The organism is Phytoactinopolyspora halotolerans, from assembly GCF_010550675.1.
GTDB lineage: Bacteria > Actinomycetota > Actinomycetes > Jiangellales > Jiangellaceae > Phytoactinopolyspora > Phytoactinopolyspora halotolerans.
The window spans coordinates 41,128-62,795 of the sequence record NZ_JAAGOA010000016.1 but is presented as its reverse complement, the minus strand read 5'-3'; the positions used below and the strand labels follow the sequence as shown (position 1 = coordinate 62,795).

The window sequence follows — 21,668 nt, the reverse complement described above, 5'->3', positions numbered from 1 at the left end:
GGACCGAGAGATGACGGCACTCGGAGAACTCCGCGCTCTCGGTACAGGTCAACGGCGACACGCCATCGACTCGGACACGCGTGACAATAGGGCTGCCGCTGGGTTTCTCGCGCCTTGGTTGATCGGGCTGCTGCTCATCACGATCGGTCCGATGATCGCGTCGCTCTACCTCGCGTTCACTGACTACAACCTTCTGGAGAACCCGCGTTTCATCGGCACCGACAACATCACCCAGATGCTCTCCGACGAGCGGCTGGCTTCATCGCTCGGGGTCACGTTCACGTATGTGCTGGTCTCGTTGCCCATTCAACTGGCCGTGGCGCTCGCGCTCGCGGTTGTGCTCGACCGCGGGCTACGTGGTCTCGCTTTCTACCGCTCAGCGCTCTACTTGCCCTCGCTGCTGGGCAGTAGCGTGGCGATCGCCGTGCTCTGGCGCCTGGTATTCGGCAAAGAAGGCCTCTTCAATGCCTTTCTCGGCATCTTCGGGATCGAGGGGCCGAGTTGGGTTGCGTCGCCTGACACCGCTCTTGGGACGATCATGGCGCTCAACGTGTGGACATTCGGCGCGCCGATGGTGATCTTCCTTGCCGGCCTCCGGCAGATCCCGCGTCAATACTACGAAGCATCCGCGACCGACGGAGCTGGAAAATGGCGGCAATTCCGGTCGATCACCCTGCCGCTGCTGAGCCCCATCATCTTCTTCAACCTCGTCCTCGGGGTTATCGGGTCCTTCCAGTCTTTCACCCAGGCATTCATTGTCTCTGGTGGCACGGGCGGTCCGGCTGACTCGACGCTCTTCTTCTCGCTGTATCTCTACCAAGAGGCGTTCGCGAGCTTCCGGATGGGATACGCCTCTGCGCTGGCGTGGCTTCTCCTGCTGATCATCGGCGCCTCGACGGCAATCATGTTCTGGACCTCGAAGTGGTGGGTTTTCTACAATGAGTGACCTCTTCCAGAAGGCGCCCGAAGCGACGGAGACGATTGTTCCGCCGGCCGAGCGCCTGGGTGGTCGGCGGCTGCATGTACGGCGTGGCGTCCACCGGGCCCAGGTTCTCCGGCATATCGCGCTCATGGTCGTCACCTTCGTCATGTTGTATCCGCTACTGTGGATGGTCGCCTCGTCTGTCCGTCCCAACAGCGAGATCTTCCAGCATGCCGGGATCTTCGTCGATACGTTCGACTTCAGCCACTACCCCGAAGGCTGGAATGCGCTCAGCCACCCGTTCAGCACGTATCTGGTGAACTCGGCGATCGTCGTTCTCGGCACGATCATCGGCAACCTGGTTGCCTGCTCGATGGCGGCGTACGCATTCGCCCGGCTGAGATTCAAGTATCGCAAGGCGGCATTCGCGATCATGCTGATCACCATCATGCTGCCGTTTCATGTGCTGATCATTCCCCAGTACGTGCTGTATTCGCAGCTGGGCTGGGTCAACACCTTCCTACCGCTCATCGTGCCCAAGCTGCTCGCCACCGATGCGTTCTTCATCTTTCTGATGGTTCAGTTCATCCGCGGGCTTCCGCAAGAACTCGACGACGCCGCGCGGATCGATGGTGCCGGCCATATCCGCATCTTCGGGCAAGTCATTCTGCCCTTGATGATTCCAGCGCTCGCGACGACCGCCATCTTCACGTTCATCTGGACGTGGAATGATTTCTTCTCTCAGCTCATCTTCCTGACCGACCCCTCGCTGTACACCGTTCCGGTCGCGCTGCGGCAATTCATCGACGCCCAGTCAGAGTCGGATTTCGGGGCGATGTTCGCGATGAGCGTCGTATCACTGGTACCTCTCTTCCTTATCTTCCTCTTCGGGCAACGTTTCCTGCTGCGCGGTATCGCCACGACGGGCGGAAAGTAGGCCGTCAACTCTCCTGCCGGAACTCGACAGAAAGTTGGGATCATGATGAACCGACGAATGTACGCGGGCTCTGCCGCTCTCGCGGCGGCAGCCCTGATCGGCTGCGGTGTGTCTCCGTCCGACTCGGGCGATATCGAACTGAGCGACGAGCCGGTGACGATCACCCTGAATTGGTGGGGCGCGGACAGCCGCACACAGCGCACCCTGGAGGCCATCGAGTTGTTCGAGAGCGAACACCCGGACATCACGGTCGAGGCGCAGCACTCGGACTGGTCCGGCTACTGGGACCGGCTGGCCACGACGACGGCGTCCGGCGACGCCCCTGACGTTTCACAGTTCGACCAGCTCTACCTGGCGTCCTACGCGAATCGCGGTTCGTTGCTCGACCTCGATACGCTGTCGGAATTCCTCGACACGAGCGCCCTTCCGGACGGGCTGCGCGGTTCGGGAGAGGTCGACGGAACCCTGTACGCCGTACCGGTGGGCGGCACACCCAACGGAGTGCTGATCAACAAGTCGATCTTCGACGAATATGGCGTGGAAGTACCGGACCTGGACACCTGGACCTGGGAAGACTTCGACACCGCCGCACAGCGGATCTCTGAAGCGTCGGACGGGGAGGTGCGAGGAGTAGGCCCGTTCGGAGGCGACTCGTTCACGCTCACCGTCTGGGCGCGGCAGCACGGCGAGGAGCTTTTCGACGAGACCGGCGACGTGGTTATCGACCCTTCTGTGGTCGCGTCCTATTGGCAGAAGGCACTGGATTGGATCGACAGCGGCGCCGGGCTGTCGGCCGAACAGCTTAGTGAGGAGACTGGGGTACCACTCGAGCAGGGGAGCATGGCGACCGGAGGAATCGCCATGGGATTCAGTCCCGGCGCGATGTACACGGTACACGCCGCCGCCATGCCGGACAGCGAGCTGCTGATCGCTGACTGGCCGACCGACTCGGCTACCGACGAGGGCTTCCAATACCTCAAACCGACGATGTACTGGGCGGTGTCGTCGGGGACCGAACACCCTGCCGAGGCCGGTGCACTCATCGACTTCCTGATCAACGACGAGCGAGTGGCGCGGATCTTCGGCACGGATCGTGGCGTGCCTGGGAACCCGGCGGCCCAGGAGGCGATCGCCGACGATCTCTCTCCAGCCGATCGGACCACCCTCGACTTCACCGCGAGTATCACCGAGCGCATCGGGGATGCTCCAGCCATCACCCCCAACGGCGCGAGCGACATCGAGACGATCCAGAGCCGCTACTTCGAGCGCGTGCTCTTCGGCGAGCTCACTCCGGAGGAGGGTGCCAAGCAGTTCCTCGATGAGATCCAGAGCGGCATCGACGCTGCTCGATAGGGTAGGCATGCCGACGATTCTCCGGCGGCCGTAAACCGGGCGCGGGTCATCGCCGTGCCGGCCGGAGGCGCGGCTTCCGGATCGGCACCGTCGACATCGGATGTGCCGCACGCCCGTCTGTCATGGCCTCCAGGCGAGCGCCGGGGGTAAACCGATCTGTATAGTAGGGGGTAGACAGTTCGGTATACCTCGCGCTCGGGCGGGCTCGCGCCGATGCCGGTCGACCTCCCTGGGCGATCGTCACCACGCGGTCGCGTCCCAACGCGGCACTCGAGCCTGAGGCACCGGACGGCACCTCAGTCGCTGCGGGCGGGGTCAACGCCTAGATACTTCCGGCCATGGCGACGCAACGTGAAGGGAGAGCCGATATGACCCTCTTGACGGATCATCTCGTTGTCGACGGGGTGCGTCTCGCCTATCGGGACCGCGGCCAAGGCGAGGCCGTGATCTTCATCCACGGCACGCCGTCGCATTCCTACGAATGGAGAGATGTCGTGCCGCACATCGAGGCGGCGGGCTATCGAGCCGTCACCTACGATCTGCTGGGGTACGGGTTGTCCGAGCGGCCAGTGCACCGTGACACCTCGGTGGCAGCACAGACGGAACTGCTCGAATGCACCCTCGCGGAGTTGGGCGTCGACAGCGTCAACATCGTCGCTCACGACATCGGAGGCGCTATCGGCCTACGGTTCGCCGTCGCACATCCCGAACGCGTGCGACGTCTGATGCTCATCGATACCGTCAGCTACGACTCGTGGCCGTCGTCGACCTGGCGGAAGTTCATCGACGAACAGCTGGATGGGTACATGAACCTGTCACAAGACGCGTTCGACGCGTTGCTCACCCGACAGCTCGAGATGACTGTCGAGACCGAAGGTGCGATGGCCGGCGATGTGCTTGACGCCTATCTGGCTCCTCACCGGTCGATGTTGGGCCGCACGTCGTTCTTCGAGCACCAAGTACGGCACTACGATTCCACGTATACCGAGGAGATCAGCGACAAGCTCAGCGCTCTCACCATGCCCGTCCGTATTCTCTGGGGCGAGAATGATCGGTGGCAGCCCCTGGGCTACGCGCAACGGCTCAGCAATGACATTCCCGGTGCGGATCTCGTCGTCGTACCCCGGGCCGGCCATTTCGTCATGGAAGACGCCCCAGAACGCGTCACACGCGAGGTAAGGGACTTTCTCGCTGTGCCGCTCTTGCGCTAGGTCCGATCCAGGTGCGGTATCGTATCCTTGCTGGTCAGCGCGCCTGGAGGGATTCGAACCCCCGACCAAGAGCTTAGAAGGCTCCTGCTCTATCCACTGAGCTACAGGCGCTGGGTGCGTTGCGGCAGTGCAGTGCCGTCCTATTGTGACCGATCAGGCACCCTACTGCACAGGTCGGCCGAGTCCGTCCACGATCTCCGCCCCGGGCCAGGCGGCCAGCTGCTCACCAGGCACCGCCAGCTTCGATCGGCGGACTCCGCTGCCGATCACAGCGTACGGTAACGCGGCGACCGCGGGGTCCACCAGTACGGGCCAGTCGCTCGGCAGACCGAGCGGCGTGATCCCGCCGTATTCCATGCCGGTGTGCGCGACGGCGTCGTCCATCGGGAGGAACGAGGCCTTGCGTGCGTCGAGCCGGCGCCGCACCACGTTGTTGACGTCGGCGCGCATCGTCGCCAGCACCATGCACGCGGCGATGCGCTGCTCACCGCCGCGCTTCCCGGCAACGACGACGCAGTTGGCCGAGACCTCCAGGGCCACATCGTACTCGCGGCAGAACTCGGCGGTGTCCGCCAGCGCCGGATCGATCTCCGCGACGAACGCCTCGATCTCCGGATGCCTGGTCAGGGCGGCGTCGACCGGCTCGGCGAGCAGGTCAGAGCGTTGCCGCGCGGGCTCGGTAGTCAGCTTGCCGATTTGCGGTGTCGTCATGCGGGGGTCCTTTCGGCCACCGCGTCTCCCGTCGCGGCGCCGGGAGACGCGAGGACCATCGTCGTTGAAGGTGGCGGGGCGCGATCAGTGCGAATAGACCGGAACGATCATGCCACGAGCCAGGGTGTGGAATGCGAGATTGAACGAGACGACGGCCGGTGTCGCCTCCGGGCTCACCCCTTCCGCCTGCAGCGACGGGACGTCGACCGCGTGCACCACGAAGAAGTACCGGTGCGCGATGTCTCCTTGCGGCGGGGCGGCACCGGCGTAGCCGACGGACCCCGTGTCGTTCCGCACCGAGAACGCGCCGTCCGGAAGCCCGAGTCCGTCCGCCGCACCCGCGCCGCGTGGCATCTCCCTGATGTGCGCCGGGATGTCGACGACGATCCAGTGCCAGAACCCGCTGGGCGTCGGGGCGTCCGGGTCGAAACAGGTGACGACGTAACTCTGCGTACGCTCGGGCGCGCCATCCCATCGCAGGTGGGGCGAGAGGTTGTCGCCGGGCATCCCCCAGTCGTTGAAGAGGAACTTGTTGTCCAGCTGCGCACCGTCGTGGACATCGTCACTGCTGACCTGGAAACTGGGCACTGCCGGCAGCAATTCGTACGGATTGGGGGCGGGGGGACGTTCCAGGGACATAAGATCCTCCAGAGTGTTGTCATGGTCCGTAGCGACGTTAGTGCAACTATGACTGTGTGGTACAACCATCTGGCCCGGGCGTGTACGACGCGCTGAGCGCTGTCCGCCGGCTGCTGGATGAGCTGGAGTTTCCGTTCGAGTTCGCCAGCGCGGCGGCGGCCCGTCGTGAGCGCGATGAGCTTCTGGCGCTGCTCGACCTGTATATCCTCCCTCGCCTGGAGCATCCGGATGCACCGTTGCTGATGACAGTGGGTGGACCCACCGGGTCCGGCGCATCGACCATCGTGAACACACTCGTCGGCGAGATCGTGACGATGCCCGGGGTGCTGCGCCCGACGACCCGGATACCGGTGCTTGTCCACCACCCCAATGACACGGCGTGGTTCACGACGAGTGATCGCCCCGGTTGGTATGGCGGCGAGCCCGCCCTGGTGGAGCGGATCGCCAGCGAGCGTGTGCCGGCAGGTGTCGCCCTGCTCGACGCGCCGCCATTGGATTCGGTCGCGGCGTCGATCCGCAGACCTGCTTTGGAGGCGATCGTCGCCGCCGATCTGTGGCTGTTCATCACCACCGCCGCCCGGTATGCCGATGCCCTGCAGTGGGATCTGCTGGGGGCGGCCGCTCAGCGCCGGATGTCGGTCGCGGTCGTGCTCAACCGGGTGCCCGCCGTGGCGATGAATGAGGTCCGATCGCACCTCGCCGAGCTGCTAGCAGGCCGCGGCCTGCCGAACGCGACACTGCTGGACGTCATCGAGACCGAGCTGACCAGCGCCGGTGTGCTGCCGTCCGAAGCGGCTGAGCAGGTGATGAGGTGGTTCACCGATCTGGCCGGCGACGAGCAGGCGCGGACGGTCATCATACGCCGGACGCTCCACGGCGCGGTCGAGGCTGTGCTCGGTCGCCTCGACGCTGTCTTGGCCGGCGCCGGGGAGGACGTGTTCGATCAGCCGACGCGGGACAGCCTGCTCAGCGCGGCGAGTGATGTCAGACGTGCCTGGGAGGACGCCGCATGACCGCACGGACGGCGGCGTTGTCGCGGGCGCTTGACGCCGGGTCCGGCAGATTCTTCGATCCGTCGACGGCCGAGGCCCGGAAGGTACTGGAGCGCGCGGATGCCCGGATGGACCTGTCGACCGAGCACACCGTGGTGGCCCTCGCCGGCTCGACGGGTGGCGGTAAATCGTCGCTGTTCAACGCCATCTCGGGTCTGGACATCGCACGGGTCGGCGTGCGACGACCGACGACGTCACAGCCGCTGGCGTGCGTCTGGGGAGCCGAAGGGGCCCAGCCGCTGCTGGACTGGCTGGGAATACCCGCGCTGAATCGGATCTCCCGGGAGAGCGAGCTCGACCCGGACGCCAAAGACGGTTTGGACGGGTTGATCTTGCTCGACCTGCCCGATCACGATTCCACGGAGGTCCAGCACCGCAAGACTGTGGATCGCATGGTCGAACAGGTCGATCTCTTCGTCTGGGTGATGGACCCGCAGAAGTATGCCGACGCCACCGTCCACGAGCGTTACCTGCAGCCACTCGCCGAACACAGCGACGTGGTGGTCGTCGCGCTGAACCAGATCGATCGGCTGACGAAGGACGACGCCGAGGCATGCGTGGCGGATCTGCGGCGTCTCCTCGACGACGACGGGCTCGGCGACGCTCCGATCGTGCCGCTGTCCGCGGCGACGGGCGAGGGCCTGGACGCGCTCATGGATCTGCTCCGACGGACGGCGGAGACGCGGCGAGCGAGCGTGCAGCGTGTGGATGCGGACGCCACACGCGCGGCCGGGCGCATGATCGAGGCCGCCGGCAGTGCGGAGCCCGGAGCGGTCACCGACGACGACCGCGGGCGGCTGGTCGACGCCATGGCCGCGGCGGCCGACGTCGGGTCCGTGGCGGCGCAGGCGGGACACGCGTATCTGCGGCCGTCGAAGCGGGTGCCGCAGCCGCAGATACACGTGCACCGTGAGCGGGTTGAGTCCGCCGTCCGTGATCTGGGTGCAACGGCCGCCGGGTCGCTGACCCGCGGTTGGGGCGGCTCCATCCGGTCGGTCGCGGACGAGGCGGCCCGCAAGGCACCGGAAGAGCTGGAGGCGGCGCTCGGCTCGATCGACCTGGTCGGAGAACGGCGTGGCGTGTGGTGGCGGCTGGCCGGCGCACTTGAGTGGCTCGCACTACTGGTGGGCATGGTCGGTGGGCTCTGGGCGCTAACGATCCAGGCGGAGGAACAGCTCGATATCGGCTGGCTGGATCGGCAGGATATTCCGAAGCCGGAGATCGCCGGAAGCTCGCTGCCGCTGGCGCTGCTGCTGGCCGGCACCGCGGTGGGTCTGATCGTGGCGGTGGCACGCGCGGCGTCGGCACGCCGTGCGCGCCAGGCGTGGACGGCCGACGTGCATGAGCGGCTGATGGCGGCGGTTGAACGGACGGCGGACGACGTCATCGTCACGCCGCTGCGCGTCGAACTGGAACGGTACGACACGTTCCGGACCGCGCTGCGAGAGGCGTCGTCGTAGCCGGAGTACACGCTATCCACAGCTGGTCAGGCGCTTAGCTGCCGTCGTTATCCACATTCGGACATCGTCGCTTCCGCAATGACGTGTCGGTGTACCAGTGTTGGTGCCGTCAAGTCGACCGTAACGAGCGCAGGAGGCGCGAAATGACCGCAGCAACCGTCACCGTGTCGGGAAACGTGGCGACCAACGTCAAAAAGGAGGAAAAGACTGAGACAGGCGAGCCGTGGTGCCATTTCAGGATCGCCTGCAACGAGCGCTACTTCGACAACCGCAGCAACCGGTGGGTGGACGGGGAACCATCCTTCTATACCGTGGTCTGCTGGCATCCGCTGCTGGCGCGAAACGCGCTGGCTTCGCTGAAGAAGGGCGAGCCCATCGTGGTGCACGGGCGCATGCGGGTCCGTGACTGGCGGGATGAGAGAAACGTGCAGCGCTACTCGATGGAGATCACGGCGTCATCGATCGGCCACGACCTCTACCGCGGGATCAGCGCGTTCCGCCGGGCGCACCGCCAGGCGTCCATCGAGGCCGAGAGCGACGAGGTCAAGAACGCGGTCGCCGTCTACACGGCGGGTGACGACGGAGTGGACCAGGCCACCGGTGAGGTGCCGTCGATGGCCGTGGATCCGGCACGCACGTCGGCGGCCGACGTGGCGACCGAAGAGCGCACGCACGATCCGGCGAACGTCGAGGCGGGCAACGGCGGCGACTGGTCGGTGTCCTTCTCCGATAGCGGGAGTGCTGGTGCCGGCGCCGCGCCTGGACCCGCGGACGGCGATGACCTCTCCGAGGACGACGACGATGTCGACGGGGAGAAGGAGTTGGTCGGGGCTGCCCTCGAGGGCTGACGGCCAGGTCAACCGGAGCCGGTGAGGTGTTGCCGCTCGGCCGGGGTGCGCGGCAACACCTCACGAAACTGTCGATATCCACCCCGTGCCGCGTTACCGGCGCTGCCGTTTACGGCAAACGGGTGCCGAGGTCGTAGGCTTGGAGGCGCTATGGCGGAATTCATTTATGTGATGCGCAAGGCGCGCAAGGCGCACGGCGACAAGGTGATCCTCGACGACGTCACCTTGGCCTTCCTTCCAGGTGCCAAGATCGGTGTCGTCGGGCCGAACGGCGCCGGTAAGTCCAGTGTGCTCAAGATCATGGCCGGCTGGGATCAGCCCTCCAACGGCGAGGCCTATCTGACGCCCGGTTATTCGGTGGGGTTCCTCTCGCAGGAGCCGGAGCTGAACCCGGATAAGACGGTGCTCGGCAACGTCGAGGAGGGTGTTGCCGAGACCAAGCAGATGCTCGACCGATTCAACGAGATCGCCGAGAAGATGGCGACCGACTACTCCGACCAGCTCCTCGAAGAAATGGGGAAGCTCCAGGAGCAGCTCGATCACCGCAACGCTTGGGATCTTGATTCGCAGCTCGAGCAGGCGATGGACGCGTTGCGCTGCCCGCCGCCAGACGCCGACATCTCGGTCCTCTCCGGTGGCGAGCGTCGCCGGGTGGCGCTGTGCAAGCTGCTCCTCGAGCAGCCGGATCTGCTACTTCTCGACGAGCCGACCAACCACCTCGACGCGGAGAGCGTGCAGTGGCTGGAGCAACACCTGGAGAAATACCCGGGCACCGTCGTAGCCGTCACCCACGACCGCTACTTCCTCGATCACGTGGCGGAGTGGATCGCCGAGGTGGACCGTGGCCGGGTGCATGGCTACGAGGGCAACTACACGACCTATCTGGAGAACAAGCAGGCCAGGCTGAAGGTCGAGGGGCAGAAGGACGCCAAGCGTCAGCGGCGGATGAAGGAAGAGCTGGAGTGGGTACGCTCCAACGCCAAGGGACGTCAGACCAAGCAGCGGGCGCGACTCAACCGTTACGAAGAGATGGCGACCGAGGCGGAGAAGGCGCGCAAGCTCGACTTCGACGAGATCCAGATACCGCCGGGCCCGCGGCTGGGCAACGTCGTGGTCGAGGCTGAACGCCTGAGCAAGGGGTTCGGCGATCACCAACTGATCCGCGACCTGTCGTTCTCGCTTCCGCGTAACGGCATCGTCGGTGTGATCGGTCCGAACGGTGTCGGAAAGACGACGCTGTTCAAGATGATCGTCGGAGACGAGGCGCCGGACTCCGGTGACCTCCGGGTCGGCGACACGGTCAAGCTGTCGTACGTCGACCAGACCAGGGCGGGTATCGACGGCTCGAAGAACGTCTGGGAGGTCGTCTCCGAAGGGCTCGACCACATCAAGGTCGGGCACGTGGAGATGCCGAGCCGCGCGTACATCGCCGCCTTCGGATTCAAGGGGCCGGACCAGCAGAAGCCGGCCGGCGTGCTGTCCGGTGGCGAGCGTAACCGGCTGAACTTGGCGCTGACCCTCAAACAGGGTGGAAACTTGATCCTGCTCGACGAGCCGACCAACGATCTGGACGTCGAGACATTGCAGTCCTTGGAGAACGCGCTGCTGGAGTTCCCCGGCTGCGCCGTGATCACCTCGCACGACCGGTGGTTCCTCGACCGGGTCGCAACCCACATCTTGGCCTGGGAAGGCGACGATGAGGACCAGGCGAAGTGGTTCTGGTTCGAGGGGAACTTCGAGTCGTACGAGAAGAACAAGATCGAGCGGCTCGGCCTGGAGGCGGCACGTCCGCATCGCGTGACGTACCGCAAACTGACCCGAGACTGATCGATCGCCACGCAAGCGCGGCGGCACATCATGGATGTGCCGCCGCGTTGTGTGTCGTGTGCTTACGCGAAGACGTCGTCGATGGTGCCGGCCGTGAGCGCGCGATCGAGCCAGGACTCCAATGTCGCGGTGTCGGTGCAGGCCATGATGCGTTGGCGGGCATCCTCGGGGACGTGGACCCCGCGACGGTCGAGCACTCGCAACACGGAGAGCGCCTCGCCTTCCGCGCGTCCTTCAGCGCGTCCCTCAGCACGCCATTGAGACCGCAGGAGGGACTGGTACGGGTAGGTCATCGTGGACAAGAGCGACCTCCATGTCTGTGCCGCGGTCGTCTGGGCCAATCCTACCTCCGTGAACTCAGCGAGGTAGGCGGCTGAGGGCGGATCGATCGTGTCGAGCGCGTCGGCGAGGGTGCGCAGTATCCGATCGGCGTTGGCTCCGTCTTTGTGGGTGAGCGCGGAGAACACCGTCAGGACTACATCATCGGCGGCGTCGTCGATGCTCACGATGGCAGGGACGTTGTCCGGCCCGAGTACAAGCGGCCGGCACATGATCGAGGCATGACTGTCCAAGCCGATGTGGATAGGGCTGCGGGCCCATGCTGCGGTGGTGGCGTTCGGGCACACCACCAGGAGCGTGACGGGTACGTCGTACTTCGAATGCAGGTATGCGACGTAGTACGGCCACGAACGGCGCTTCGCGTCGTCGGTCGTGGTTTGAGACTCGATGATGACGATGTGATCGGTCTCGGCGGACTCGACGTAGAGGATGGTGTCGGCGCGGCGTTCCATGGGTTCGATCTCGGTGAGGTCGGTGTTGATCACGGAGATCGCGCGCGGCGTAGGCAGTGTGACGCCGAGCGCCTTCCGTAAGGCTCGGGTGAAAAGGACAGAGTCATCCTGAAATATCCGGTGGAGTGCCTCGTGGGCCGCCTTAACCACAACGCAAATGTATTCTACCCAAGGTAAGTGAGCAAGAGCCGAGTCAAGCATGCGCAATGGAGCGCACGGAGCAGCGCGCCGGCGCCTAGACCGCGGCCGGCAGGCTGCGCTTGTCCGGTTAGGATGAGAGCCGATCCACCGACGACGAGAGACGATGCCCGCACCAATGAGACACGTCACAAACGTGCCGCTGCGCTGGGCCGATATGGATGCGTACGGTCACGTCAACAATATGGTCTACCTCCGCTACCTGCAGGAGGCGCGCGTCGACATGCTGTTCGTGCACGCTCATAGGCAGGGCGCGGAAGGCCTGGCCGGCGGCACGGTCGTCGCGCGGCATGCCATCGATTACCTCGCGCCGCTGACGTACCGGCAGCGACCGCTCCGGGTCGAGACCTGGGTGCGCGATATCCGGAACTCGACGTTCACTCTGGGCTATGAGTTGGTCGACGTGGAAGACGGCGGTGAGCGCCAGGTCTATGCGGTGGCCACCACCACGCTCGTCCCGTACGACCTCGGTAGCGGCCGTCCGCGCCGCGTGGCCCCGACAGAGCGAGCGGTCCTCGACGGTTACCGTGACCTGGACGGCCCCGTTCCGTCTTCTGACGGTGACGCCGCCCGCACCGACCATCGGGCGGCATCCGTTGCGGTCGACCCGGGCAATGCCAAGCCGTTCAGTTACCCCTGCATGGTCCGCTTCGACGACCTCGACTCGTACGGACACGTCAATAACGTGAGGTTCATCGAGTACTTGCAGGAAGCACGGATCGACTTCGCGCATCGCTATCTCTTCGATGCGCTCGAGGCGCATGAGGGCTCGGTGGTGGCGGGTCTCAGTGTCGACTATCTCGCCCCGGTGCCGTTCCGGACGGAGCCGCTCGACGTGCGTGTCTGGGTGACGCGGATCGGCGGGTCGTCGTTCGACCTCGGCTACGACGTGCGTGACGCGGACACAGTCTATGCCCGCGCGTCCACGACACTGGTCGCGTACGACGTCCGTGCCCGTCGCAGCAGGACTCTCGTGCCCGAGGAGAGGGCGGCGTTGGAAGGTTTTATGGCTGACGGAGACGGTGTGGAATGACGGTGCTGGTGCCGGCGCAGCCGGGAGCCGCCGCTGACTTGGCGACGTTCGCACAGCGGGTGGCCCGATACGAGCCGGAGGCGGTCGCGCGCATCGTCGCCAATGGCTCGGTGGCGGGGTGTTTCGCCGAGACGCCGTTCGACGCGCTGGCGCTGCGTGCCATGGCGCTGGCGGATCCGGTGGAGGCGGACGTCGTGGTCGAGGCGTCGACGCTGGCGGCTCGAGCGGTCGGGGCCGAGGGCGAGTTGGAGCTACCGCCGGCGCTGCCGGCATTGCGATGGACGAGCAGCCTTCCGCCACGGTCGGGATGGTCGGAGCTGGCCCGGCTGCCGCTGCCCGAGGTCGTCTCTCGCGTCGAGGTGGGCATCGAGCAGTTCAAGCGGCGCGCACCGGAGGCGGCGGGCGGACGTGACCTGCGGGCCGGCCGGGCGGCGCTCGAGGGCCTGGCCGCGGAGATCTGGGACAAGGAACTCGCCGAAGGGGTGTCGTTGCGTTTGGCGCACGCTGCCTCGTCGTACGGCTTCCTCAGCGGATCTGGCGAGGTGGTACTCCGGTCGGTCGCCTCCTGGCAGCGCCTGGACGCGCCGAACGGCACCATTGTCGCGCGTAGCGGTCTGGCACTCTTCGCCCTCTAGTCGGCGCGCGACGTCTCTTCGATACCGAACGCTGAGATATCGACACCATTGGCTAATGGCATTAGCATATTGGCTATGGCAGATACTCAGTTCCTCCAGCGGCCCGAGGGGCGGCTCGCGTACGACGTCCAAGGCGATGGGCCGCTCGTGCTCTGCGCACCAGGCATGATGGATCTACGCGGGGTGTACCGCAACACGGTGCCGGCGCTCGTGGCGGCCGGATACCGCGTCGCCACCATGGATCTGCGGGGGCACGGTGACAGTGACGCCACGTTCGCCGCCTACGACGATCCGGCGGCCGGCGCGGACCTGCTGGCACTCGTCGAGCATCTGGGCGGTGGTCCGGCGGTACTGGTCGGCAACTCGATGGGTGGCGCGGCAGCGGTCTGGGCGGCCGCGGAACGGCCGGAGTCGGTGCGTGGGCTGGTCCTGCTTGGCGCCTTCGTCCGCGGACCCTTCGCGCCCTGGTACAAGAAGGCGCTCACCGCCGTGCTGCTGCGGCGGCCGTGGGGAGTGCCGGCGACCGGGGCGGCGTACCGATCCTTCAACGCCGGCCAGCGCCCGGCCGATCTCGACGATCACATCGCGCGGATCACGTCCGCGTTGCGCCGGCCGGGCGCCTGGTCGGCGTTCCTCGCCACCAGCAAGACGTCACACGCGCCGGTCACGCCGCGACTCGGCTCAGTTCAGGCGCCCACACTGGTGGTGATGGGGGAGATCGACCCCGACTTCTCGGACCCGGCGGCCGAGGCCCGGTTCACCGCCGATGCCATCGGCGGCGACGCCGACGTGCTGATGGTCCCGGACGCCGGTCACTACCCGCAGGCGCAGCGCCCCGACCTGGTCAACCCCGCGATCACCTCGTTCCTGAGCAAACTCGGCGAGGCGGCGGATGCCTAGGGCCGGCCTGACCAGGCCGATCGTCGTTGAGCAAGCCGCTCAGCTGGCCGACGAGCACGGCTACGACCAGCTCACCCTGGCCGCGCTCGCCAAACGTGTCGGCGTCGCCTTGCCCAGCCTGTATAAGCACGTCGCCGGCCTGGACGCATTGAAAGCCGAGCTGTCCCTGCAGGCCATCGGAGAACTCGCTGAGGCGATGCAGCGCGCCGCCGTCGGACGCTCCCGGGGCGATGCACTGCGCGCCGTCGCGGCCGCCTACCGGGCGTACGTGCTGGAGCACCCGGGGCGCTATGCCGCGACCGTGCGCGTCGCGGGTTCAGCGGACGAGCTCGCCGCCGAGCGGCGCGCGGCGGCCGATGACGCCGCGCAGGTGCTCTTCGCGGTCCTGGCCGGGTACGGCATCACCGGCGATCACCTGGTGGACGCCGCCCGCGCGTTGCGCAGTGCCCTGCACGGCTTCGCGGCGATCGAGAGCACCGGCGGCTTCGGACTGCCCCGTGACATCGACCGGAGCTTCGACGCCATGGTGGATGGCCTGGACCGAGCCCTGAGCTCATGGGCTTAGTGCGCGGCGGAACGAGCCCCGTCACGGGCTCCGGAGGTGCCGCCCGCGTAACCGACGGTCGATGACGACGCCCAGAGCCACGCCGGCAGCCGCGCTCGGCAGCACCCACACCAAAGGCGACGTGTTCTCTGAGGTGAACGATGCGACGCGGGCGTCGTTGCGCTCATCGGCCGCATCCGTCAACGGATCCGGCCGGGGCGGGAGCCCGGTGTCGTGTGTCGAGGTGGGGATGCCGAGCTCGTCCAGGAGGGCGCGCAACGCGTCCGGATCTGTCGACCGGTGCCACACGCCGTCTGTCCCGGTGACGTCGAGCCGCTCGGACAGCGACTCCTCGGTGTGAATCCAGATGTCGCCCGAGTCGACCAGGACGATCCGGTCCACCCGCCAGACGCTGACGTCGTGGACGAGCCAGGTGACGTTGATCTGATCGCTGCCCGGGCCGACCGGCGCGTCGGCCATCTCGGACGCCTGCGGATCAGCATCCGGCGTCGTTCCGCCGAGTGCATCGAGTAGCTGTTCGTACTGCGTGCTGTTCGCGTAGAGCGACGCAGTGGTCTGCGTCGACGGGGACGAGATCAGCACGCTGGTCGGTCCGCCCGCTTCGGCCGGCATGGACGTCAGCATCGCGGCGCCGAGCACCAGGACGAGCGTGCCGGCCGCCCGCGCGCTGGAACGGACGAGATGTGGCATGTCGTCGATTCCTCCAATCACAGCATCGTTGTGCTGTGACTACACCGCCCGGCCGGTTCAGGTTCCGGCGTCCAGCGTCGATCGCGCGATCTCGGCCGCCCGTTCGGCGTCCGCGATCCCCTCCAGCCGTACCGTCGTCGCGCCGACCTGCCACACCAGGCTGGGGCCTGATGCTCGATCGACGATCGGTGCCTCGGTGCCTTCCGCGTCGTACAGATGCAGGTCGTGCGGATCAGCGAACCACAGCCCACGCGCTGGGCCTAGGTCGACGGGGTGGCCTGGATCCGGTGCGAACTTCACGGCGAGCGAACCCGTGAACTGATCCAGCCGGATGGTCCCGTGCGGTCGCGACCAGCTCATCGACAGCCGCTGTCGGCTGGGGCTCACCTCAACGGCGTCCGGATCTCCGAGGAGGTCCGGGACGGCCGGTGCGAAGTCGACCAGCTCAGCCGCGCCATCGACGTCCAGGTCACCGTCGACGGCGGGTGGCGGGGGAGCGGATGGGACCGCTGGCCCGGGCCGCACGTCGAGCCCACCCAGGCCGAGCCAGTCCGCCACCGTCGCCCGGACCGGCGGGGTCAGGGCACCTGCGACAAGGACGGCGACCACGGCCGCGATGACGGTCCGCCACCGCGTGCGGATCTTCCCCGCGATGGTCTGAGCCCAGGCCGGAAATCGGCGCACGCGCCCGGCTGCGGGGGCGGTCCCGGTCGTGGGGGCCGTTCCGGCTGCGGCGACTCTGCCAGTCGCCGCCTCGGTCGCCGCGATCCGTTCCAGCACGGCCGTTGCCGTGACCTCCGCGTCGACCTCGGGAACCGCCAGTTCTTCGCCGAGGGCCCGCAGCTCGGTCTCGAATCGGTCATCGTCCATGTTCGGCCTCCCGTTCCGCGGGCTCCTCCCCGTCCAGGCGGGCCCGCAGCTGCCGCAGCGCTCGATGCAGGCGGGATTTCACGGTGCCTCGCGGCCACCCGAGCACGGTGGCCGACTCCTGCTCATCCAGGTCGAGGATGTATCGGCACACCACCACCTGCCGCTGCGTTTCCGGCAGCTCCCGCAAGGCCGCACGCAACACGGAGCGCGTGTCGTCGTGCACGGCCACGTCGGCGGGGTCGCCGTCGTCGGCAGGAACCCCGCCGAGCCAGGCGAGTCGTTCGGCGGCGGCGCGTCGTCGCCGGTCGGCACGGATGGCGTTCCTGGCTTCATTGACGACGATCCGCAGCAGCCACGGACGGAACGCCGCGCCGTCGCGGAACCGGGTCAGGTTCTGGTACGCCTTGACGAACGCGGCCTGGGTGATGTCCTCGGCGTCCGCGCCGACGCCCGCGACGACGGCGGCGCGGCGGGCGTCAGCGGCGTAGCGGCGCACCAACACGGCGTAGGTGTCGGTGTCGCCGCCCCGCACACGTTCGATGATCGCCTGATCGCTCAGGTCGTTCCGCTCCGTGACGCTCCCTCTTCTCCGTCTCGGCGTCGGCAGGTGTCAGTCTTTCTACACCGCAGCCACCGGTCCGGTTCCCAAGGGTGCCCCGCGACGTCAGCCGGTGCGCAGCCACACCGCCGCGTCGACGGGCAACGTACCGTCGTGGTTCAGCGGTGCGCTGGCGAGGATCACCTCGTCGTGTGCCGGCAGAGCGACCGGCTCGGCGCCGAGATTCGCCACGCAGGTGAAGCCCGGCTCTCGCCGGAAGGCCAGGACGTCGGCGCCCAGGCTGTCGTCCCAGACCATCGTCGGTGAGCGGAACGCCGGATGGTCGCGGCGGGTCCGCAGCGCCGCCCGGTAGAGCTCGAGCATCGAGCCGTCGACGCCGTCCTGTTTCTCGACGGACATCTCGCCCCAGCCGTCCGGCTGTGGCAGCCAGGAACCGTTGGAGCCGAAACCACACGACGGTCCGCCCGCGCTCCACGGCAGCGGCACGCGGCATCCGTCCCGGCCGCGCTCCGTGTGGCCGGACCGTTCCCATACCGGATCCTGCAGCGCCTCCTCCGGCAGGTCGAGCACCTCGGGAAGACCCAGCTCCTGGCCCTGGTAGATATACGCCCCGCCGGGCAGCGAGAGCATGAGCAGCGCTGCCGCCCGTGCCCGCCGGTAGCCGAGCTCCTGGTCATACTCGCGGACCTCCGGGCGGTCGCGCACCGTGCCACCGGTCGAGTCGAGGCGTCCGTACCGGGTGACGACCCGTTCGACGTCGTGGTTCTCGAGCACCCACGTGGCCGGCGCGCCCACGGCTCCGAGCACGGACATCGACTGCTCGATCGACTCCCGCAGCTCGGCCGCGGACCAGGGCGACTTCAGGTAGTCGAAGTTGAAGGCGCTGTGCAACTCGTCGTCGCGGACGTACCGGGCCAGCCGCTCCGGCGGCTCCACCCACGCCTCGGCGACGAAGAGCCGCGGCGGATCGTACGCGTCGGCCACCTCGCGCCAGCCGCGGTAGATCTCGTGCACGCCGTCTCGGTCGAAGAACGGGTGATCGGCGATCTTGGGGGACGCGAGCAGGTTGGACTCGTCGTACGGGAGGTCCGGCTTGGTCATGTCCTTGACCATCCCGTGTGCGACGTCGATGCGGAAGCCGTCGACACCCATGTCGAACCAGAACCGGAGCACGTCCAGGAACTCGTCGCGGACCTCCGGGTTGCTCCAGTCGAGGTCCGGCTGGCTCACGTCGAAGATGTGGAAGTACCACTGGCCGGGGGTGCCGTCGGGTTCGGTGATCCGCTCCCAGGCCGGGCCGCCGAACACGCTGCGCCAGTTGTTCGGCGGGAGGTCGCCGCCGGGACCCTTGCCGTCCCGGAAGATGTAGCGCGCCCGCTCCGGTGAATCTGGGCCTGCTTCGAGCGCCGCCTTGAACCATTCGTGCTGCCAGGAGCTGTGGTTCGGAACGATGTCCAGGATCACCTTGAGCCCGAGGTCGTGTGCCTCCGACACCAGTTCCTTGGCCTGGGTCAGGTCGCCGAACCGCGGATCGATGTCACGATAGTCGGCCACGTCGTAGCCACCGTCGTTGAGCGGCGACGGATACCAGGGGTTGATCCAGATCGCGTCGATCCCGAGGTTGTGCAGGTAGGCCAGTTTGCTCTTCAGGCCGCCGATGTCGCCCTCGCCGTCGCCGTTTCCATCGGCGAAGGAACGGATGTAAACCTGGTAGATAGTGGCGTGCCGCCACCAATCGCTACGAGACTCTGTCACGAGCCGCCAGCCTATGACGGTGACCGCGCCGATGCGATCCCTACCGCAATGTGGACTGCCTCACAGCGAAGACCGCCCCCGGACCCGCTGGGTGAACGGTCTGACCATCGGCCGGCCAGCGCCGCCCGTGAAGACGAGTTTGAGGCGCTGGAACCCACCGAAGTCGTCTTCACACCGGCTTTGCCGAGTCGTGGCGGCTGGTCCGGTGGGGGACGACGCGTGTTCAGTCCTCGAACGTGTTGACCAAGGAGAAGGCCGCCCGCTCGAGATAGTCCCAGAGCGTCTCGCGGTAGGTCGGGGGAAGGTCGAGTTCGTCGACGGCGACCTTCATATGGTGCAACCACCGGTCCCGGGCGGCGGGATTGACCTTGAACGGGGCGTGGCGCATCCGCAACCGCGGGTGACCGCGCTGGTCCGAGTACGTGGTGGGGCCGCCCCAGTACTGCTCGAGGAACATCCGCAGACGCTCTTCCGCCGGGCCGAGATCCTCCTCCGGGTACAGGGCCCGCAACTCGGGGTCTTCGGCCACGCCCTGGTAGAACCGGCGGACCAGGCGGGCGAAGGTGTCCGCCCCGCCCACGGCGTCATAGAAGTTGTCCACTCGCGAAGTCACGCTCCCCATTGTCCCCATCCGCCCGCGTCTGGCGAAATGTGGCCGGGGCATCGGAACGGGCATGCATCTCGGTCGTGATCACGACCGAAGTGTCGTTCGCTTCGGGATGTGGGTGGCCCTGTTGTCGCCGGCGCGCTTCAGCAGGGCAGGATGGGAATCGTTCACCACACGTCAGATTCGCGAAAGGACACGCATGGCCACCACACGCACTGCTTCCACCCGCTGGGAAGGAACCCTGTTCGAGGGCGCCGGCAAGGTGACCTTCCAGTCCTCTGGACTGGGTACGTACGACGTCTCGTGGCCGGCTCGGGCCGAGGAGCCGGGCGGCAAGACGTCTCCGGAGGAGCTGATCGCTGCCGCGCACTCGGCGTGCTTCTCCATGGCGTTCTCCAACGGGCTGGCCAAGGCAGGCACGCCGGCGACGTCGCTGGACACCAGCGCCGACGTGACGTTCCAGCCGGGTGAGGGGATCACCGGCATCAAGATCACGGTCCGTGGTGTGGTGCCGGGCATCTCGGAGGAGGACTTCGTCGCCGCCGCGGAGGCCGCGAAGGAAGGCTGCCCGGTGAGCCAGGCGCTGACCGGTACGACCATCACGCTCGACGCCGCCCTCGCCTGAGATCTCGCCTGACGACAACGGCCTGCAGAGTGTGGCTGACAACCCTCACTCTGCAGGCCGTTGTGGGTGTTCAGCGCTTGTGCTGGTTCATCGCGTTCGCGGTGGCGGGTAGGACGACGACGACCGTCGCCGCCACCCAGAGCACCAGCGCGACGATCACCAGGGCGATGAAGTCCTCCATCGGGAAGTCACTGGTCAACGCGTCGATCAGGGCGAACACGTAGTAGATGCTCAGCAGCGTGCCGATTATGGCCAGAACGAACCTTGCGAACGGCAGCCGAACCATCTGCAACACGGCAAGCAGCAGCGTGGTTCCGGCCACGATCATGGTGGTGACGATCGTGTAGTCGAGGTTGGTCGTCGGATCGGCCAGGTCTGCGAACGCGAAACCGACCAGTGCGATGGTGACTTCGGGTTCTGCCTGGTTGGGGCCGTCCCAGCCGGCGATGGCGAGAATGAACGACAGCACCGAGCAGGCCACGAAGAGTAAGCCCGACACATACAACGCCGCCGGTGACGTTGGCCGTTGCCGTCCGTGGTTCGCTGGTCCGTACGGGGGCGGGTACTGCTGGCCGGGAGGGAAATGCTGGCCTGGCGGGTACTGCGGGCCCGGTGGAAACTGCTGGCCCGGCGGGTACTGCGGGCCCGGTGGTAGCTGATGGCCCGGCGGGTGCTGGGCGCCGGGTGGAAACTGCTGGCCCGGCGGGTGCTGCGGGCCCGGCGGAGGCTGCTGGCCGGGCGGGAACGGCTGCTGCGCCTGCGGATGCGCAAGACCCGGCGGTGGACCGTACTGAGGATTCCCAGCCGGACCGTGGGAGCCGGCGTTGGGGTGCGCTTGCGGTCCGGGCGGATAAGGCGGTTGTTCCGCACCGTAGGGCTGGCCGGGGGCGTGTGGCTGCTGCGGCGCTTGGCCGGGTAGCGGTCCCTGGTGGGGTGGTGGTGCCTGGTGGGGTGGTGGTGCCTGGTGGGGTGGTGGTGCCTGGTGGGGTGGTGGTGCCTGGTGGGGTGGGGGTCCCTGGTGGGGTGGGGGTCCCTGGCGGGGTGGCGGTCCGTGCGGTGGCTGGGGCGGAGAATTCTCCTGATGCGAAGCCCGGCCGTCCGGCTGATACGGTCCAGCGGACTCGCCAGCGGGCGGTGAAGGCGGCTCCAGGCCGGTCGGCGGCTGTGGTGCGTCCGAGCCCATGGGCGGCTGCGAGGGCTCGTCGTACGACGGCGCAGGCGCCATCTGCTGCGGCTCGTCGTACGACAGCGCATTCTCCATACGCTGCGGATAGAGAATATGCGTGTCCTGCGTATCCGAGGGCGGGTCAGGCGCCAGCCCTGGCTCTTCGGGGTGTTCTTCTGGGTGAGATGTCACGGCGGAACGTTAGCCTACAGTCGCTTCGTCAGTCAGCGTGTTCGTCACGATTCTCGGCGACCGCTGGTGCGGCGCAGCGCCGTGGAACGGCTGACATGCTGGTCATCATGGGCCCGAGCATCC

23 protein-coding genes and 1 tRNA gene are annotated in these 21,668 nt (G+C 67.0%); 14 read left to right on the top strand and 10 right to left on the bottom strand.

The features are described from left to right. The first annotated feature begins 10 nt into the window (after positions 1 to 10). The 4 genes from G1H10_RS21130 (at position 11) to G1H10_RS21115 (ending at position 4,423) form a co-directional block, all read left to right on the top strand. Positions 11 to 946, top strand: a complete 936-nt coding sequence (locus G1H10_RS21130; RefSeq protein ID WP_163741465.1) for a carbohydrate ABC transporter permease — start codon at positions 11 to 13, stop codon at positions 944 to 946. Beyond that, entirely contained in the window at positions 939 to 1,859 is a 921-nt protein-coding gene (locus tag G1H10_RS21125) for a carbohydrate ABC transporter permease (RefSeq protein WP_163741463.1), read from the top strand. Before G1H10_RS21130 ends, G1H10_RS21125 begins: the two co-directional genes overlap by 8 nt. Before the next feature lie 42 nt (positions 1,860 to 1,901). Then, the gene (locus G1H10_RS21120) at positions 1,902 to 3,212 is read left to right on the top strand and encodes an ABC transporter substrate-binding protein (protein ID WP_163741461.1); all 1,311 of its coding nucleotides are present in this window, start codon (positions 1,902 to 1,904) and stop codon (positions 3,210 to 3,212) included. Between the two features lie 368 nt (positions 3,213 to 3,580). Further along, the gene (locus G1H10_RS21115; protein WP_163741460.1) at positions 3,581 to 4,423 is read left to right on the top strand and encodes an alpha/beta fold hydrolase; all 843 of its coding nucleotides are present in this window, start codon (positions 3,581 to 3,583) and stop codon (positions 4,421 to 4,423) included. Positions 4,424 to 4,461: 38 nt separating this feature from the next. Here the strand turns inward: G1H10_RS21115 and G1H10_RS21110 are convergent. The 3 genes from G1H10_RS21110 to G1H10_RS21100 form a co-directional block, all read right to left on the bottom strand. Next, positions 4,462 to 4,534: transfer RNA gene (locus G1H10_RS21110), tRNA-Arg, on the bottom strand. A 51-nt stretch (positions 4,535 to 4,585) separates the two neighbouring features. Beyond that, entirely contained in the window at positions 4,586 to 5,134 is a 549-nt protein-coding gene (locus G1H10_RS21105) for a YbaK/EbsC family protein (protein ID WP_163741458.1), read from the bottom strand. A gap of 84 nt (positions 5,135 to 5,218) precedes the next feature. Continuing rightward, a complete protein-coding gene (locus G1H10_RS21100; protein ID WP_163741456.1) occupies positions 5,219 to 5,773 on the bottom strand; it encodes a YbhB/YbcL family Raf kinase inhibitor-like protein in 555 nt (184 codons plus the stop codon). 56 nt (positions 5,774 to 5,829) lie between these two features. Here G1H10_RS21100 and G1H10_RS21095 point away from each other — a divergent pair, with 56 nt between their 5' ends. From G1H10_RS21095 to ettA, 4 genes are all read left to right on the top strand, one after another. After that, the gene (locus G1H10_RS21095; protein ID WP_163741454.1) at positions 5,830 to 6,786 is read left to right on the top strand and encodes a GTPase domain-containing protein; all 957 of its coding nucleotides are present in this window, start codon (positions 5,830 to 5,832) and stop codon (positions 6,784 to 6,786) included. Next, positions 6,783 to 8,285 (top strand): GTP-binding protein, encoded by a 1,503-nt coding sequence (locus tag G1H10_RS21090; protein WP_163741453.1) that lies wholly within the window; start codon positions 6,783 to 6,785, stop codon positions 8,283 to 8,285. The genes G1H10_RS21095 and G1H10_RS21090 overlap by 4 nt, the downstream gene beginning before the upstream one ends. Before the next feature lie 143 nt (positions 8,286 to 8,428). After that, a complete protein-coding gene (locus G1H10_RS21085) occupies positions 8,429 to 9,133 on the top strand; it encodes a single-stranded DNA-binding protein (RefSeq protein ID WP_163741451.1) in 705 nt (234 codons plus the stop codon). A gap of 150 nt (positions 9,134 to 9,283) precedes the next feature. Then, positions 9,284 to 10,960 (top strand): energy-dependent translational throttle protein EttA, encoded by a 1,677-nt coding sequence (gene ettA, locus G1H10_RS21080; protein ID WP_163741449.1) that lies wholly within the window; start codon positions 9,284 to 9,286, stop codon positions 10,958 to 10,960. Positions 10,961 to 11,022: 62 nt separating this feature from the next. On the opposite strand, the gene G1H10_RS21075 is transcribed toward ettA, so the two are convergent. Then, on the bottom strand, positions 11,023 to 11,901 hold the full coding sequence (locus G1H10_RS21075; protein WP_163741446.1) for an RpnC/YadD family protein: 879 nt from the start codon (positions 11,899 to 11,901) through the stop codon (positions 11,023 to 11,025). Positions 11,902 to 12,067: 166 nt separating this feature from the next. Between G1H10_RS21075 and G1H10_RS21070 the strand changes: the two genes are divergently transcribed. The 4 genes from G1H10_RS21070 to G1H10_RS21055 all read left to right on the top strand — a co-directional run bounded on the left by G1H10_RS21070 (position 12,068) and on the right by G1H10_RS21055 (position 15,082). After that, complete coding sequence (locus tag G1H10_RS21070) at positions 12,068 to 12,982, top strand: acyl-CoA thioesterase (RefSeq protein ID WP_163741445.1); 915 nt, start codon at positions 12,068 to 12,070, stop codon at positions 12,980 to 12,982. Next, complete coding sequence (locus tag G1H10_RS21065) at positions 12,979 to 13,617, top strand: DUF8185 domain-containing protein (RefSeq protein WP_163741443.1); 639 nt, start codon at positions 12,979 to 12,981, stop codon at positions 13,615 to 13,617. The genes G1H10_RS21070 and G1H10_RS21065 overlap by 4 nt, the downstream gene beginning before the upstream one ends. Before the next feature lie 75 nt (positions 13,618 to 13,692). Then, positions 13,693 to 14,517 carry an alpha/beta fold hydrolase gene (locus G1H10_RS21060; protein ID WP_163741441.1) on the top strand — a complete coding sequence of 275 codons (825 nt, stop codon included), beginning with the start codon at positions 13,693 to 13,695 and terminating at the stop codon, positions 14,515 to 14,517. After that, positions 14,510 to 15,082 carry a TetR/AcrR family transcriptional regulator gene (locus G1H10_RS21055; RefSeq protein WP_163741439.1) on the top strand — a complete coding sequence of 191 codons (573 nt, stop codon included), beginning with the start codon at positions 14,510 to 14,512 and terminating at the stop codon, positions 15,080 to 15,082. Before G1H10_RS21060 ends, G1H10_RS21055 begins: the two co-directional genes overlap by 8 nt. 21 nt (positions 15,083 to 15,103) lie before the next feature. Here G1H10_RS21055 and G1H10_RS21050 read toward each other — a convergent pair whose 3' ends face one another. The 5 genes from G1H10_RS21050 to G1H10_RS21030 all read right to left on the bottom strand — a co-directional run bounded on the left by G1H10_RS21050 (position 15,104) and on the right by G1H10_RS21030 (position 19,578). Next, the gene (locus tag G1H10_RS21050; RefSeq protein WP_163741437.1) at positions 15,104 to 15,772 is read right to left on the bottom strand and encodes a hypothetical protein; all 669 of its coding nucleotides are present in this window, start codon (positions 15,770 to 15,772) and stop codon (positions 15,104 to 15,106) included. 57 nt (positions 15,773 to 15,829) lie between these two features. Next, the gene (locus G1H10_RS21045) at positions 15,830 to 16,642 is read right to left on the bottom strand and encodes a hypothetical protein (protein ID WP_163741435.1); all 813 of its coding nucleotides are present in this window, start codon (positions 16,640 to 16,642) and stop codon (positions 15,830 to 15,832) included. After that, a complete protein-coding gene (locus G1H10_RS21040) occupies positions 16,632 to 17,174 on the bottom strand; it encodes an RNA polymerase sigma factor (RefSeq protein ID WP_216853509.1) in 543 nt (180 codons plus the stop codon). Before G1H10_RS21040 ends, G1H10_RS21045 begins: the two co-directional genes overlap by 11 nt. A gap of 132 nt (positions 17,175 to 17,306) precedes the next feature. Then, the gene (locus tag G1H10_RS34670; protein WP_163741433.1) at positions 17,307 to 18,956 is read right to left on the bottom strand and encodes a glycoside hydrolase family 13 protein; all 1,650 of its coding nucleotides are present in this window, start codon (positions 18,954 to 18,956) and stop codon (positions 17,307 to 17,309) included. Between the two features lie 223 nt (positions 18,957 to 19,179). Further along, positions 19,180 to 19,578 (bottom strand): globin, encoded by a 399-nt coding sequence (locus G1H10_RS21030; RefSeq protein ID WP_163741431.1) that lies wholly within the window; start codon positions 19,576 to 19,578, stop codon positions 19,180 to 19,182. A 184-nt stretch (positions 19,579 to 19,762) separates the two neighbouring features. On the opposite strand from G1H10_RS21030, the gene G1H10_RS21025 reads away from it, so the two are divergent. Continuing rightward, complete coding sequence (locus G1H10_RS21025; protein ID WP_163741429.1) at positions 19,763 to 20,188, top strand: OsmC family protein; 426 nt, start codon at positions 19,763 to 19,765, stop codon at positions 20,186 to 20,188. Between the two features lie 70 nt (positions 20,189 to 20,258). On the opposite strand, the gene G1H10_RS21020 is transcribed toward G1H10_RS21025, so the two are convergent. Next, positions 20,259 to 20,687, bottom strand: a complete 429-nt coding sequence (locus tag G1H10_RS21020; RefSeq protein WP_163741427.1) for a hypothetical protein — start codon at positions 20,685 to 20,687, stop codon at positions 20,259 to 20,261. Positions 20,688 to 20,846: 159 nt separating this feature from the next. On the opposite strand from G1H10_RS21020, the gene G1H10_RS21015 reads away from it, so the two are divergent. Beyond that, positions 20,847 to 21,107 carry a hypothetical protein gene (locus tag G1H10_RS21015; RefSeq protein WP_163741425.1) on the top strand — a complete coding sequence of 87 codons (261 nt, stop codon included), beginning with the start codon at positions 20,847 to 20,849 and terminating at the stop codon, positions 21,105 to 21,107. Positions 21,108 to 21,668 lie beyond the last annotated feature (561 nt).